Source organism: Gordonia aichiensis (genome assembly GCF_039946255.1).
Taxonomy (GTDB): Bacteria; Actinomycetota; Actinomycetes; order Mycobacteriales; family Mycobacteriaceae; genus Gordonia; species Gordonia aichiensis_A.
In genome coordinates this window covers 82,391-96,727 of record NZ_JBCDWL010000010.1, presented here as the reverse complement: position 1 = coordinate 96,727, position 14,337 = coordinate 82,391, and the positions used below count along the sequence as shown (strand labels likewise).

Annotated in this window: 16 protein-coding genes; 7 read left to right on the top strand and 9 right to left on the bottom strand. The window is 69.3% G+C overall.

Features of this window, described 5'->3' with window-relative positions:
- Positions 1-2 precede the first annotated feature (2 nt).
- Positions 3-1,232, bottom strand: coding sequence for a DUF885 domain-containing protein (locus AAFO60_RS13290; RefSeq protein ID WP_347956680.1), 1,230 nt, complete (start codon positions 1,230-1,232; stop codon positions 3-5).
- 53 nt (positions 1,233-1,285) lie between these two features.
- On the opposite strand from AAFO60_RS13290, the gene coaA reads away from it, so the two are divergent.
- Positions 1,286-2,227, top strand: coding sequence for a type I pantothenate kinase (gene coaA / locus AAFO60_RS13285; protein WP_347956679.1), 942 nt, complete (start codon positions 1,286-1,288; stop codon positions 2,225-2,227).
- A gap of 14 nt (positions 2,228-2,241) precedes the next feature.
- Here the strand turns inward: coaA and ybaK are convergent, their stop codons facing one another.
- From ybaK to AAFO60_RS13270, 3 genes are read right to left on the bottom strand one after another with little or no spacing between them, the layout of a single operon-like run.
- Complete coding sequence (gene ybaK, locus AAFO60_RS13280) at positions 2,242-2,748, bottom strand: Cys-tRNA(Pro) deacylase (protein WP_347956739.1); 507 nt, start codon at positions 2,746-2,748, stop codon at positions 2,242-2,244.
- Positions 2,730-3,470, bottom strand: coding sequence for an SDR family oxidoreductase (locus AAFO60_RS21010; RefSeq protein ID WP_424307887.1), 741 nt, complete (start codon positions 3,468-3,470; stop codon positions 2,730-2,732). The genes ybaK and AAFO60_RS21010 overlap by 19 nt, the downstream gene beginning before the upstream one ends.
- Before the next feature lie 56 nt (positions 3,471-3,526).
- The gene (locus tag AAFO60_RS13270; protein ID WP_347956678.1) at positions 3,527-4,309 is read right to left on the bottom strand and encodes an isoprenyl transferase; all 783 of its coding nucleotides are present in this window, start codon (positions 4,307-4,309) and stop codon (positions 3,527-3,529) included.
- A gap of 118 nt (positions 4,310-4,427) precedes the next feature.
- Here AAFO60_RS13270 and trhA point away from each other — a divergent pair, with 118 nt between their 5' ends.
- The 3 genes from trhA to AAFO60_RS13255 all read left to right on the top strand — a co-directional run bounded on the left by trhA (position 4,428) and on the right by AAFO60_RS13255 (position 7,154).
- On the top strand, positions 4,428-5,069 hold the full coding sequence (gene trhA / locus AAFO60_RS13265; RefSeq protein ID WP_347956677.1) for a PAQR family membrane homeostasis protein TrhA: 642 nt from the start codon (positions 4,428-4,430) through the stop codon (positions 5,067-5,069).
- A gap of 41 nt (positions 5,070-5,110) precedes the next feature.
- Positions 5,111-5,623 (top strand): hypothetical protein, encoded by a 513-nt coding sequence (locus AAFO60_RS13260; RefSeq protein WP_347956676.1) that lies wholly within the window; start codon positions 5,111-5,113, stop codon positions 5,621-5,623.
- Positions 5,624-5,816: 193 nt separating this feature from the next.
- Complete coding sequence (locus AAFO60_RS13255) at positions 5,817-7,154, top strand: PepSY-associated TM helix domain-containing protein (RefSeq protein ID WP_347956738.1); 1,338 nt, start codon at positions 5,817-5,819, stop codon at positions 7,152-7,154.
- 185 nt (positions 7,155-7,339) lie between these two features.
- Here AAFO60_RS13255 and AAFO60_RS13250 read toward each other — a convergent pair whose 3' ends face one another.
- From AAFO60_RS13250 to mca, 4 genes are all read right to left on the bottom strand, one after another.
- A complete protein-coding gene (locus tag AAFO60_RS13250; protein ID WP_347956675.1) occupies positions 7,340-8,437 on the bottom strand; it encodes a 3-deoxy-7-phosphoheptulonate synthase in 1,098 nt (365 codons plus the stop codon).
- 269 nt (positions 8,438-8,706) lie between these two features.
- Positions 8,707-10,728 (bottom strand): thioredoxin domain-containing protein, encoded by a 2,022-nt coding sequence (locus AAFO60_RS13245; RefSeq protein WP_347956674.1) that lies wholly within the window; start codon positions 10,726-10,728, stop codon positions 8,707-8,709.
- Entirely contained in the window at positions 10,703-11,017 is a 315-nt protein-coding gene (locus AAFO60_RS13240; RefSeq protein WP_347956673.1) for a hypothetical protein, read from the bottom strand. Before AAFO60_RS13240 ends, AAFO60_RS13245 begins: the two co-directional genes overlap by 26 nt.
- Positions 11,014-11,865, bottom strand: coding sequence for a mycothiol conjugate amidase Mca (gene mca / locus AAFO60_RS13235; protein WP_347956737.1), 852 nt, complete (start codon positions 11,863-11,865; stop codon positions 11,014-11,016). Before mca ends, AAFO60_RS13240 begins: the two co-directional genes overlap by 4 nt.
- Positions 11,866-11,944: 79 nt before the next feature.
- On the opposite strand from mca, the gene AAFO60_RS13230 reads away from it, so the two are divergent.
- The 3 genes from AAFO60_RS13230 (at position 11,945) to greA (ending at position 13,734) form a co-directional block, all read left to right on the top strand.
- Entirely contained in the window at positions 11,945-12,400 is a 456-nt protein-coding gene (locus AAFO60_RS13230; RefSeq protein ID WP_347956672.1) for a DUF4307 domain-containing protein, read from the top strand.
- The gene (locus tag AAFO60_RS13225) at positions 12,397-13,146 is read left to right on the top strand and encodes a queuosine precursor transporter (protein WP_347956671.1); all 750 of its coding nucleotides are present in this window, start codon (positions 12,397-12,399) and stop codon (positions 13,144-13,146) included. The genes AAFO60_RS13230 and AAFO60_RS13225 overlap by 4 nt, the downstream gene beginning before the upstream one ends.
- A 99-nt stretch (positions 13,147-13,245) precedes the next feature.
- Complete coding sequence (greA, locus tag AAFO60_RS13220; RefSeq protein WP_347956670.1) at positions 13,246-13,734, top strand: transcription elongation factor GreA; 489 nt, start codon at positions 13,246-13,248, stop codon at positions 13,732-13,734.
- 152 nt (positions 13,735-13,886) lie between these two features.
- On the opposite strand, the gene AAFO60_RS13215 is transcribed toward greA, so the two are convergent.
- Entirely contained in the window at positions 13,887-14,336 is a 450-nt protein-coding gene (locus AAFO60_RS13215) for a helix-turn-helix domain-containing protein (RefSeq protein ID WP_347956669.1), read from the bottom strand.
- Position 14,337 lies beyond the last annotated feature (1 nt).

The window sequence follows — 14,337 nt, the reverse complement described above, 5'->3', positions numbered from 1 at the left end:
GTCTAAAGCGCCAACTCCCTGCGCAGTACCGCCGGGGTGAGCGGCTCGTCGAGCAGGCGACCAAAGCGCGCCAGTCGCGCCGGACCCGCGGGCCCCGCGACGTCGAGCCACTGTCCCAGCAGCGCGTATCCCTCGACGTACGTGGAGATGTATGCGCGCCACAGCGGCGAGGTCAGGAAGCGCAGCATCTGCCGTGACCGGTCGGGGGCGACGAGCAGCCATCGCTGCAGGAAGGCGGCGACGTCGTCGAGGTCGGCGCCCCGGTCGTGCAGGGCCAGGGCCGCGTCCTGGCGCACGCGGAGCAGTCCGGCCGCGGCCGTCGACACGGCGCGCGCCCGCTCGGCGTCGAACCGGAGCCCGAAGTCGGCGTAGATCCGGCTCGCCCACTCCTGCCAGGACGTGCCCATCGCGGCGGCGAGCGCGTGGTCGGCGAGCCCCTCGGCCATCAGGCACTGCGGCGTGTTGACCAGGAAGACGGTGTGCTCGAGCTGACCGGTCCCCACCAGCCGCTGCTCCTTGCGGCAGTGCTCGGTGTGGTGGCCGGGATACGCCTCGTGCGCGATCAGCCCGGGAAGCGACGAGAGGTACTGCGGCAGATCGGTGTTGACGGCGACCTTGGAGCGGTAGTCGCCGAGGTAGTAGTTGAACCCCGACCACGGCTTGTCGCCGACGACCTCGAAGTCGACGATCTCGGTGTCGGGCAACGGGAACTCCCGCCGCACCGTCTCGCGCAGGCTGCCGGCGAACTCGGCGATCAGTTGCGCGACCAGCTCGGCGGGGATCTCGTCGGCGCGCCGGTAACGGGCGTAGGCCGCGCGCAGCGCATCGCCGGTGGCGCCGGGGACGCCGAGGGCGTCGGCCATCCGCGCGTGCGCCTCGCGGTACACGTCCTCCTCGCCCGGCTCGATGCGGACGTCGAAGTACGCCTGCACCTCGTCGACGAAGCCGATCTCCTCGCCGGCGAACTTGCGCGCCGAGCACTCCAGCGCGCGCAGGTGCGAGGCGATGAACTCGGCGCGGTCGACCGGCAGTCCTGCGGGCAACGCGTCCCGGAGCGCCCGTGCCCGGTTCGCCAGGTCGGCCGGGTCGGGCGCGGGACCGTTCTCGGCCTCCACGCGAAGCGCGGGGTCACCGGTGTAGGCGTCGACGAATCCCTCTTCGATCCGGTCGAAGGCCAGCCCCAGCCGCAGGTACTCGGTCACCGGATCGTCGGTGATACGACCAACACTCATGTGACCAACGCTACCGGCGTGCCGCCGAAGTGGCCCCTGTAGCCTTACCGTCCATGGCGCGTCTACCCCATGACCGCGACCCCGGGCTGTACCTGGAGCTCGACCGCAAGCAGTGGCGTGAACTGCGGCAGTCGATGCCGATGGTGCTGAACGAGACCGAGCTCGACAAGCTCGTCGGCCTGGGCGAGCAGGTCGACCTCAACGAGGTCGCCGAGGTGTACCTGCCGCTGTCGCGTCTGATCCACCTGCAGGTGGAGGCCCGACAGCGGCTGTTCGCGGCTACCTCCACGTTCCTGGGCGAGCGGCAACGCAATCGGCAGGTGCCGTTCGTGATCGGGATCGCCGGGTCGGTCGCGGTCGGCAAGTCGACGACCGCGCGCGTGCTGGCCACCCTGCTGTCGCGCTGGGAGACGCACCCGAAGGTCGATCTGATCACGACCGACGGCTTCCTGCTGCCGACGGCCGAACTCGAGCGGCGAGGCATCATGCACCGCAAGGGTTTTCCGGAGTCGTACGACCGCCGGGCGCTGCTGCGGTTCGTCACCGAGGTCAAGTCCGGGACCCCGGAGGTGACCGCGCCGGTGTACTCGCACATCAGCTACGACATCGTGCCGGGCGAGGTGCATTCGGTACGCCAGCCCGACATCCTGATCGTCGAGGGCCTGAACGTGCTGCAGACCGGGCCCACCCTGACCGTCTCGGACCTGTTCGACTTCTCGGTCTATGTGGACGCCAAGACCTCCGACATCGAGAAGTGGTACATCTCGCGGTTCCTGCAGATGCGGACCGGCTCGTTCGCCGATCCCCAGTCGCACTTCCACTTCTACTCGTCGCTGACCGACGAGCAGGCGACGATCGCCGCCCGCGACATCTGGACGTCGATCAACCGCCCCAACCTGATCGAGAACATCCTGCCGACCCGCCCGCGCGCCACCCTGGTGTTGCGCAAAGACGGCAACCACGCGATCAATCGGGTACGACTGCGGAAGCTGTAGCGGCCTGCGGGCGGTCACACCGTCACTTCGGCGACCACCGCGCCGGTCGCCGACACCAGGTCGGCTGGCGCCAACCGGATCTCCAGTCCGCGTCGGCCACCGCTGCACAGCACCGAATCCCATTGCAGCGCAGAGTCGTCCACCACGGTCGGCAGGGTCGTCTTCTGCCCGAGCGGCGACACTCCGCCCAGCACGTAGCCGGTGGAGCGAGTGACCTTCGCGGCCTGCGCCATCTGCGCCTTGGGTGCCCCCAGGGCTTTCGCGACGGCCTTCATCGACAGCTTCTGCGGCACCGGGATCACCGCGACGCCCAGCCGCCCGTCGCCGAGTTCGACGACGAGCGTCTTGAAGATCTGCGCCGCCTCGACGCCGAGCGTCGCCGCCGTGATTGCGACGGCCTCGTCGCCGTAGTCGTCGCGGCGGGAGTCGTGCTTGTACTTGTGGACCTCGAAGGGCAGCCCGGCCGCCTCGAGTGCGGCGATCGCCGGCGTGGCCGCTGCCATCAGTGCGTCTCCAGCCATTGGTCGAGCGTCGTCTCGGTGATCACATCGGGCTGCTGCGGCACCAGACCGCCGGTCTTGAGCCCCTTCGCCAGGGTCACCGCGAAGACCTTCTTCGGGGAGCCCCGCTTGGCGGCGATCGCGCGGGCGACGTCGGCCATGTCCATGACCTCCGGACCGGCGACGACCACGCGTTCGGGACGCGCCGGGTCCTCGACGACCGCGGTCATCGCCGCAGCGACGTCCTCGACGGATGCCGGCCTGCTCACCATGTGCGGCGCGGCGGCGATCGGCCCCAGCCGCATCATCGACATGAAGGCCTCGGCCAGCGAGTACCACTGCACCGAGGCGAGCGCGGTGGCCTTCGCTCCGAGCCGTTCGGCGTAGACCCGCTCCTGTTCCGCCTTGCCCTGGTAGTGCCCCATCTTGGCGTTGACCACCGGGTCGGTCGCGCCGTAGATCGTCAGGTACACCACCGCGGCGCCGGACCGTTTCGCCACCTCGGAGATGTTGCGCGCCACCGCCCCGAAGAAGGCCTTCGACCTGGCCGCGCTGCGGTCCATCGCCCCGGTGGCGTCGACGATCACGTCGGCGCCCTCGCACGCCTTCGCCAGTCCGACGCCGGTGACGGCGTCGACGCCGCTGCCGCGGTGTGCGCGCGTCACGGTCACGCCGTGCTTCTCCAACAGTTCGCAGACCACCGAACCGAACTGGCCGCTCGCCCCGACAACCGTCACGTGCATCGTCTCGCCCTTCTCTCGTGGTCCGACCCGTCGCTGACCTCGGGGTCGGGCGCTGCCTACTTACCGAATCTGCGATTGCGCGCCGCGAAGTCACGCAGTGCGCGCAGGAAGTCCACGCGGCGGAACTCGGGCCAGTAGGCGTCGGTGAACCAGATCTCCGAGTACGCCGACTGCCACAGGAGGAAGCCGCTGAGCCGCTGCTCGCCGGACGTCCGGATCACCAGGTCGGGGTCGGGTGTGCCGCTGGTGTACAGATGGGAGTCGATGCCGTCGACGGTGACCGCCTCGACCATCTCCTCTCGCGAGGCGCCCGCGTCGATCGCCTCGACGAGCAGGGTCTGCACGGCGTCGACGATCTCCTGCCTGCCGCCGTAGCCGACGGCGACGTTGACCGTCATGTCGGCGGCGCCCTCGGTGCGGTGCGAGGCCTCGCGCAGACGGTCGGCGACCGCGTCGGGCAGTTGCTCCAGGTTGCCGACGATCCGGACCCGCCAGTCGGCGTCGACGTCGGAGATCTCGTCGACGATGTCGGGAACGATCTCCATGAGGGCGTCGAGCTCGTCGGACTCGCGAGAGAGGTTCTCGGTCGAGAGCAGGTAGATGGTGACCGCCTCGATGCCCAGTTCAGAGCACCAGCCGAGCATGTCCGCGATCCGCTGAGCCCCGACGCGGTGTCCGTGGCTGACGTCCTCAAAGCCGGCCTCGCGCGCCCAGCGCCGATTGCCGTCGCAGATGATGGCCACGTGCCGGGGGACCCGTTCCGGGTCCATCAGCTGCACAAGCCGGTGTTCGTACACGCGCAGCATGCCGCCGCGAAGCCGGTCTGGGAGCAGTTTCACAGCAGCGACCTTACTCTGCCGATAAGTTACCGGAGCGGAACTTACGGTACCGTAGGTTGCATGACGGAGTCCTCCCCCGCTGCCTCGATCTCGGTCCCCGAGGACGTCGGTGCCCCCCGTGGGTCGGCCGACCCTGCGCGGTGTCATCCACAAGTACGCCGCGTTCATCGCCGCGGCGGTCGGGATCGTGCTCATCGTGGGCACGGCGATGCACCGCAGCGGCGCCGCGGTCGCCGCGGTGTCGGTGTACGTCGTGACGATCTGCGCCCTGTTCACCACGAGCAGCGTGTACCACCGGATCAACTGGCGCAGTCCACGCGCCCGGATCGCGATGAAACGCGCCGACCACTCGATGATCTTCCTCTTCATCGCGGGCACCTACAGCCCGTTCTGCGTGATGGGACTCGACTCGCCGACCCGCTGGTGGGTGCTGGGAGTCGTCTGGGCCGGCGCCGTGGGCGGCGTGACCTTGAAGGTGATCTGGCCCGGATCACCGCGGTCGCTCGGCGTCATCCTCTACATCGTCCTGGGCTGGGTCATCGTCGCCGTGTCTCCGATGCTGGTGCACAACACCGGGATCGCGGTGATCGTGCTGCTGGCGGTCGGCGGCGTCCTCTACAGCGTGGGCGGCGTGCTGTTCGCCCTGCGCTGGCCGGACCCCTGGCCCGGCGTCTTCGGTCATCACGAGGTCTTCCACGCCTGCACGGCGGTCGCGGCGGCACTGCACTACATCGCGGTGTGGCTGGTCGTCATCGGGTAGGGGCGGTACGCGGCGTCGGGGGTCGTCGCTATTCTGACCGGGTGAGAACGCCGACCGCACTTTCGCGCCTGCGTGGCGCGGTGGTCGGTGGCACGTCGGCGCTGACCGGCGTCGGCGCTCACGCCGCAGCTCAGGGCATGCTGCCCGACACCTCGACGCTGCTACTGGTGGCCGCGACCGCGGTCGCCGTCGGGGTCGGGACGTCGGCGGCGCCCGGATTGCGGTCGCTGCCCGCCCTGATGGTCGGGCAGGGTCTGATCCACCTGCTGCTGGTGCTGGCCTCGGGCCACCACCACGACATATTCACCGCGCCGATGGCCGCGATGCACACCGCCGGCACCCTCGCCGCACTCCTGCTGCTGTGCGGTGCCGAACTGCTCGTCCGCGCGCTGTCGCTGGTGGCGGTCCGGACCGCGCGACTGCGGTTCCGTCCGCGAACCCGGACGACGATCGCCGTCCGGCACCGGATCGTCGTGCCCGCAGCACCCGCACTCGTCTTCCTCGGCGCCGTCGGACGCCGCGGTCCTCCCCTTTCGGTCTCGCAGTACTGCTGACCTCGCGTCGGCAGGTCTCGTTTCGTCGTGTCCACCGATCGTGGCCGACGACTCCCCTCTCATCGCGCCCCGTCATCGGCGTGCGATCTCTGCTGCTTTCAACCGAAAGGCACCTGCGTTGTCCACCTCTGTCTCCACGACGACCCCGGGTCACTCGTCCGACCCGTCTCCCCGACCTCCGGTCGGCACCGTGATGAACCGTCTGGCCGCCCGCCTGCACTTCTACGCGGGCGTGTTGATCGCCCCGTTCCTACTGGTGGCGGCGGTCACCGGCGGACTGTATGCGCTGTCGCCGACGGCCGAGCAGTTCGTCTACCGCCAGCAGTTGCACACCGACGCCGTCGGCTCGGCGAAGTCGGTCGCCGAGCAGGTCCGGGCCGCCGAGAAGGTGCGCCCCGACCTGCGCCTGGATGCGGTGCAGCCGGCGACGAACCCCGGCGACACCACCCGCGTCCTGTTCGCCGATCCGTCACTCGGTGAGTCCGAACGACTCGCCGTGTTCATCGATCCGGTGACCCTCGAATCGCGCGGCGAGCTGGTCAGCTACGGCTCGAGCGGTGCGCTGCCGCTGCGCACCTGGATCGACCGTCTGCACCGCGACCTGCACCTGGGCGATCCGGGTCGCCTGTACTCCGAGCTGGCCGCGTCGTGGCTGTGGGTGGTCGCGCTCGGCGGACTCGCGCTGTGGGTGATACACGTGCGCAAGCGTCGTCGCGCAACCGGTTCGGGCACGCTGCTGCGCGGGGTCGCGGGCTCCCGCGGACGGGGCCGCACCGTCAATCGGCACGGTGTCATCGGCGCCTGGGTCGTGGTCTTCGCCCTGTTCCTGTCCGCGACCGGTCTGACCTGGTCGAAGTACGCGGGCGAGCATGTCACCGAACTGCGCTCGGCCCTGAGCTGGACCACCCCGTCGGTCGACGCCTCGCTCACCGGTGGCGGTCACGCGGCAGGCGGCGAGCACGCCGATCACGGTTCTGCGGCGATGCCGGAGCCGACGGCCGACCGCGTCGCCGGCGTCGACGGGGCCGTCGCGATCGCCCGCGCGAACGGCGTCGACGGCGCCGTCGAGGTCAAGGTTCCGGCTGACGCCGAGACCGCCTTCGTCGTGTCCCAGCGGCGCGTCCCGTGGCGTGCGTCGACGAGTTCGATCGCCGTGGATCCGTCGCGCGACGCGGTGGTCGATGTGAATCGGTTCGCCGACTGGCCGTTGGCGGCCAAACTGTCGGCGTGGGGTGTGCAGCTGCACATGGGCGTGCTGTTCGGGCTGCCCAATCAGCTCGTCCTGTTGGGTGTGGTCGGTGCGCTGATCGCGTTGATCGTGCTCGGCTACCGAGCCTGGTGGCAGCGACGCCGGGGCGCGTCGTTCGGTGCTCCCCCGGCTCGCGGCGCCCTGCGGGAGCTGCCCGTCCCGGCCGCCGCCGCACTGCTGGCCGCCTCCGCCGCCGTCGGCTGGTTCCTCCCACTCCTGGGCTGGCCCCTCCTCGCTTTCCTGCTGCTGGACACCGCGATCGGAGCCGCTCGATCCAAATAAGCACGAAAGGCGCCGTCCCGGCCTCCTGACCCCGCAGGCCGGGACGGCGACCGCCACTACCAGCGAAGTCAGGCGGCGGGAGACTTCGATCCGAGCCCTCCGCAGCAACGAGGCGCTAGCCGAGTCGCGAGGACTGCGAGGAACGAAGTCCCCCGCCGCCTGACGCCCACGGACAGACGAGAACGTCACACAGATGCAGCGCGAGCAAGAGCATCGAGCACGGACGCCGACGCCTCCCACCCCATGCACTTGTCGGTGACGGACTGCCCGTAGACGAGTTCGCCGCCGAGCGACTGGGCGCCGGGGACCAGGAAGCTCTCCAGCATGACGCCCGACAGGACCGGGCCGCGACCGTCGCGGCGTGCGGCGGCGAACATGTCGGCGACCTCGACGGCCACCTGTGCCTGACGCTCATGGTCCTTGCCCGAGTTGGCGTGCGAGCAGTCGATCATCACCTTGGGTGAGAGTCCGGCCGCGGCGAGGTTCTCGACGGCGTCGGCCACCGACTCGGCGTCGTAGTTGGGTCCGGCGGTGCCGCCGCGCAGGATGATGTGGCAGTCGTCGTTGCCCGCGGTGTGGACGACGGCGCCGCGGCCGAAGTCGTCGACGCCGAAGAAGACGTGTTCGGCGGCGGCGGCGTTGACGCCGTCGATCGCCACCTGGACGTTGCCGTCGGTGCCGTTCTTGAAGCCGACGGGCATCGACAGGCCCGAGACCAGTTGGCGGTGCACCTGCGATTCGGTGGTGCGGGCGCCGATCGCGCCCCAGGCGACCGTGTCGGCGATGTACTGGGGGCTGGTGGGTTCGAGGAACTCGCAGCCGACGGGCAACCCGAGGTCGATGACGTCGAGCAGCAGGGCCCGCGCGGTCCGCAGGCCACGTTCGATGTCGAACGAGCCGTCCATGCCCGGGTCGTTGATCAGGCCCTTCCAGCCGACGGTGGTGCGGGGCTTCTCGAAGTAGACACGCATCACGATCTTGAGCGAGTCGCGGTACTGCTTGGCCAGCGGCGCCAGGCGCCGCGCGTAGTCGAGGGCGGCGACCGGGTCGTGCACCGAGCAGGGGCCGACGACGACGATCATCCGGTCGTCGCGCCCGGCGAGGATGGCGGCGATCTCCTCGCGGTCGCACTGAACCATTTCAGCGCGTCGGGCGGTCAGCGGCAGTTCACTGCGCAGGGCCTCCGGTGACGGGATCGGCGAGAACGCCGTCACCCGCCGGTCGGAGGTGGACGTGTGCGACGCCGAGTCGGTCGGCGCTGCGGTGCCGGTGGTGAGAGTCAAGGTAGTGGCCTTTCAGGTCGTATCCGCGAAATCAGTTCGAACTCGCCGCTTCCGGATGACGCCTGTGGCGCTGAAGAGAGTTCCCGGAGACGACGAGAGCAGCGACCAATGGTCACTGCTCGGCTCCGGGAGGTGTTGAGGCGCGCGCTATCGCTTCATCTCGGCCCCACCCGGAGCCTTGATAAAGAAACGCCAATAGCGTGCGGTGAACATCACGTCCTGCAACGTACCAGCGGTGCCGAGTCGGCGCAAACCGGCGGTCCGCGATCTCACCGAAGCGAGGCCAGCACCGCGTTCGCGTCACCGACCGGCAGGTCGCACACCGTCCCGCGGCACACGTACGCTGCGTCGGCACCGTCGACGGGGCCGCGATCGGCCAGCAGCGGTAGCGAATCTCGTTGTCCGGCAACGACGACCACACCGCCCGGCGCACTCCGACGAATGGTCGCGGCCATCGTTCCGGGGCTGTCGTCGGTCTGCGCGATCGCCACCTGCAGCGGTCCGGCGACGCGTGCGAACGCCACCGACAGCCAGTGCCCCGCCGAGCGCGGCGCCTTCGCCAGAATCAGGCCGGACCGGCTCAGCGTCGCGTCGAGCAGATCGGTGTAGCGTGCCGCGTCCTCGATCACCGGGGTCAGCGCGGAGGCCAGCAGAAGCGCCTCGGCTGCCAGGGAGGCGCCCGACGGGGTGGCACCGTCGACCGGATCGCGGGGCCGCAGCAGCAGCCCCTCGCCGTGGGCGTCGTACCAGGCGCCCTCGGCCTCCGGGTCGGCGAAGACCTCGATCATCCGCTCGACCAGCGGCAGCGCGTCGGCGCGCCACTCGGTCCGGCCGGTCACCTGATGCAGGGTCAGCAGCGCGGTGACCAGGGCCGCGTAATCGTCGAGGCCGCCGAGGGGGACGGCGACGCGACCGTCGAGCGACGAGCGATGCAGATCGCCGTCGACGAGGTGCACCTCGAGCAAGCCGCGGGCGCAGCCGGCCGCCCGCCTCACCCATTCCGGCCTGCCGAGCGCGGCGCCGCCCTCGGCCAGCGCGGTGACCGCCATGGCGTTCCACGCGGTGACGACCTTGTCGTCGCGGTCGGGTTGCGGGCGGGTGTCCCTGGCGCGGCGCAGGCGGGCACGGACCGAGGCGTAGCGGATCGGGTCGTCGGGGTCGCGGAGCAACTGCAGGGTGGAGGCGCCCTGTTCGAAAGTGCCGTGCTCGGTGACGGTGAGCAGCTGCGCCGCCCACGCGGCGTCGTCGGCCCCGAGGACGTCGACGAGTTCGGCGGGCCGCCACACGTATGTGAGACCTTCGACGCCTTCGGTGTCGGCGTCCAAGGACGAGGCGAACCCGGTTCCCGTCCACAGTTGTTCGTCCAGGAAGGCGGCGGTCTCGTCGGCGATCCGGGCGGCCGTCGCGTCGCCGCGACGAGCCAGATGCGCGTAGGCCCGCAGGAGGAGCGCGTTGTCGTAGAGCATCTTCTCGAAGTGCGGGACCACCCAGTCGGAGTCGACCGCGTAGCGCGCGAAGCCACCGGCCAGCTGGTCGTAGATTCCGCCGCGAGCCATCGCGTGCGCGGTCCGCGTCGCGGTCTCCGCCGCGGCGCCGAGGCCGCCGAGTTCGTCGGCGCGCAGCAGCGCCTCCAGCAGCGCGGTCGGCGGAAACTTGGGTGCCCCGCCGAATCCGGACGAGCGCGGGTCCTCGTCGGCGAGCACCGACCGGATCGCGTCGGCCAGCAGTTGCCCGTCCAACGCCGGACCGGCGGGCAGCGATTCGGAGTTGGCACGCAGATGATCGGCGATCTTCGCGCCGGCGACTGTCACCTCGTCGCGCCGCTGCTCCCAGGTGCGAGTGATCGCATCCATCACCTCGCCGAACCCCGGCTGTCCCTGGCGCGGAGCGGGCGGATAGTAGGTGCCGCAGTAGAACGGATCGGCGTCGGGCGTCAGGAAGCAGGTCATCGGCCACCCGCCCTGGCCGGTCATCGCGACCGTCGCCGCCATGTAGATCGCGTCGATGTCGGGCCGCTCTTCACGATCGACCTTGATGCACACGAAGTCGCGGTTCATCTGCGCGGCGAGCTGCTCGTTCTCGAACGTCTCGTGCGCCATCACGTGGCACCAGTGGCAGGCGGCGTAGCCGACGCTCAACAGCACCGGCACGTCGCGGCGGCGGGCCTCGTCGAAGGCCCCGTCGGTCCATTCCCGCCAGTGCACGGGGTTGGCCGCGTGCTGGCGCAGGTAGGGGCTCGACGACTCGCCGAGCCGGTTGCGGGGACTATCCGCGCTCCGCTGATCCTCCATGTCGCTGACCTCCATCACCGGTTCCGTTCTCCGAGCCGGTCGACGGATCGTCGTCGACGCGGTCGGTGCCGTCGTCGAAGGCCTGATCCGCCTGCGGGTTCTCGGTGTCGAAGCTCTCGGGGAGCTTCTTGAGCTGCCGGTTCATCGACCGGATCAGCAGGAAGACGGCGATCAGCAGCAGCAGGATGATCAGCAGGCCGATCGGCGAAGCCTTGCCGAACTCCGGGCCGCGAGCAGGCTCTTCGGCCAGCCACATCGCGGCGTCGGACGACAGGGACAGGACATTCATGACTGCTCGATTCCGGTGAAGAGGTCGTTCTCGGGAAGTGCGGTCTGCACTCGGGTCTGCGCCAGTTCGAACTCCTCGGTGGGCCACAGACGCTGCTGCCAGTCCAGCGGGACGGCGAAGAAGAAGCCGTTGGGGTCGATCTGGGTGGCGTGGGCGCGCAGGGCGTCGTCACGCTGCGGGAAGTACTTGCCGCACTCGACCTGCGTGGTGACCCGGGCCATCATGTCGCCCTGGTTGCGGCGCCACTTGGCGAGCCACTCCTTGAAGGGGCTCTCCTGGCCGGCCTTCTCGAACTCTTCGGAGAAGGCGTGGATGCGGTCGCGGATGAACCCGTGCGTGTAGTAGATCTTCAGCGGCGTCCACGGCTCCCCCGCATCGGGGAAGGCCTCGGCATCGCCGGCCGACTCCCACGCGGCCATCGAGACCTCGTGGCACTTGATGTGGTCGGGATGCGGGTAGCCGCCGTTCTCGTCGTAGGTGATGATCACGTGCGGCCGGAACTCGCGGATCACCTTCACCAGACGTTCGTTCGCCTCGTCGAGCGGCACCAGCGCGAAGCAGCCCTCCGGCAGCGGCGGGAGCGGATCGCCTTCGGGCAGCCCCGAGTCGACGAAGCCCAGCCACCGCTGCTGCACGCCGAGCGCCTTGGCCGCCGCGGCCATCTCCTCGCGCCGGATCTCGGGGAGGTTCTCCATGACTCCCGGCCGATCCATGGCCGGATTCAGGATGTCGCCGCGCTCACCGCCGGTGAGCGTGACAACCATCACCTCGTGGCCCTCGTCGGCGTATTTGGCCAGCGTCGCCGCAGCCTTCGACGCCTCGTCGTCCGGATGGGCGTGCACCGCCATGAGTCGCAGCCCGTTCGCGCGTTCGGTCACGCTTCCTCACCTTCGCTTAGCTCCTACCCAACATGGTAGGTATTGAACAGTGAGCACATCAGACGGGGGCGATCAGCAGAAGCCGCGCAGCGGCCCGCGAGCCACCTATCCGACCGATCGGTCACCGCGTAGCAAGCGGCGCTGGTTCTACGGGCTGGCACTCCTCGTCGTCGTCGCCGGAGTCGGGATCGCCTATCTCGGGTTCCGACAGTTCGGCGACCCCGAGGTCTCTGGGCAGGCGACCGGATACGAGCTGCTGTCCTCGGATCGGGTCGCCGTGCAGTACACCGTCAACCGTTCGAACCCCGACGACGCCGTCGTGTGCATCGTCCGGGCCCGCGCCAAGGACGGCTCCGAGGTGGGCCGTCGCGAGGTCGTCGTACCGGCTGGCCGCGACCTGCAGGTCGGTGCCCGCGTCGAGTTGACCACCTCCCGCCCCGCCGTGATCGGCGAGGTCTTCGGCTGCGGCGTCCACGTTCCGCCGTACCTCGACACCCGCGCGTGACCCGCTCCGGCAAGGCGGTCTTCGCCAAGCTCGCCAGCCCCTACTACGCGGCGCTGACCGCGGTGTTCGTCGGCATCATGCTGATCAGCAACATCGCCGCCACCAAGGCCGTGGTCCTGTTCGACGACTGGCTGCACTTCGACCTCGGCCCGCTCCACGTCAACGGCCTGGTCACCGACGGCGCCTTCTTCCTGTTCCCGCTCAGCTATGTGATCGGCGACGTGATCAGCGAGGTGTACGGGTTCCGCGCCATGCGGCGGACCATCGCCTCCGGTTTCGCCGTGATCGTCCTCGCGTCGATCTGCTTCTGGATCGCGATCGAACTGCCTGCCGCCGACTTCTACGAGGGCCAGGCCGGGTTCGAGTCGGTGCTGGGAACGGTGCCGAGGATCGTCGCCGCGGGCCTGGCCGGCTACGTCGTCGGCGAGCTGCTGAACTCCTTCGTGCTGGTCAAGATGAAGGAGCGGGCCGGCGAGAAGCGGCTGTGGGCGCGACTGATCGGCTCGACGGTGGTCGGTGAGTTCTTCGACACTCTCGTCTTCTGCTCCATCGCGGCCACCGCGATCGGCATCAGCACGTGGTCGGACTTCACCAACTACGTCGTCATCGGTTTCGTGTGGAAGACACTGGTCGAGGTGGCGGTCATGCCGATCACCTACGCGGTCGTTCGCCACCTGAAACGAGCCGAACCGACGTATCGTGAGGCACTGGCGAATGTTACGCAGATCACGCGCGATGTGCCATAGGACACAGGCACTGGTACGCTGGGCATCGCACGGCTCCGAGAGGGGCCGTGTTGCTGCATTTATGAGCAGTCCACTTAGCGGACAGCAAAGGAGACCACAATGACCGATGCGGGTGTGACTTGGTTGACGCCAGAGTCGTACGAGCGCTTGAAGGGGGAGCTCGATTCGCTCATTGCGAATCGGCCGGTCATTGCCGCCGAGATCAATGAGCGCCGCGAAGAAGGCGACCTCAAGGAGAACGGCGGCTACCACGCAGCGCGTGAAGAGCAGGGCCAGCAGGAGGCGCGAATCCGCCAGCTGCAGGATCTGCTGAACAAGGCCCAGGTCGGCGAGGCGCCGAAGCAGTCGGGCGTCGCCCTTCCCGGATCCGTCGTCACCGTCTACTACGACGGCGACGAGTCCGATAAGGAGACCTTCCTCATCGCCACGCGCGAAGAGGGTTCCGGCGATATCGAGATCTACTCGCCGAGCTCACCGCTGGGTGCTGCCCTCATCGACGCCAAGGTCGGCGAGACGCGCAAGTACATCGTTCCCAGCGGCGCCGAGGTCAGCGTGACGCTGGTCAGCGCGGAGCCGTACCAGCCGTAATCAGGCTGTGCACGGGCCGGTTCGCTTGGCGGACCGGCCCTTTTGCATGCGCTGAGCAGGGGCGTCGCGTGCGGTCGGTGCTCGTGCGGGGACTCGCAGGATCGCCACGCACCGTGCGAGCACCGGTGACGGCCGTGAGGCCACCGCGGTGATCAGGGAAGCTCGCCTCCCGGCGATTCCGCGTGAGCGTCGAATCTGGCAGGACTGTCGAGTCTTTCAGAACCGTCGGCGGCGTGCTGCGTATCGTTCTCGCGGGTGAGCATCGCGAGCAGTTGGGACTCGATCTCCGACAACGCCTCGTTGCTCTCCTGCTCCGCCGCACGGTCGGGCAGACGGCCGTCGGCGCCGGGCAGCAGAAGCACCGGCGCGACGTCCAGCGCCCGCGCCAGTCGGTACACGGTCGACATCAGCGGGTCGGCGACTCCCGAGGACCCGTTGCTCGTGGCCCGCTCCAGATTCGACACCGCGTTCCGGTGCATTCCGCTGCGCTCGGCAAGCTGCTCCTGCGACAGACCCCGCGCCTTCCGGATCGTCACCAACCGATGCCCGAAGGCAAACGCATAGGTGTCCCACTCCAGGGATCCGCGGTCGGTCGGCAGCACA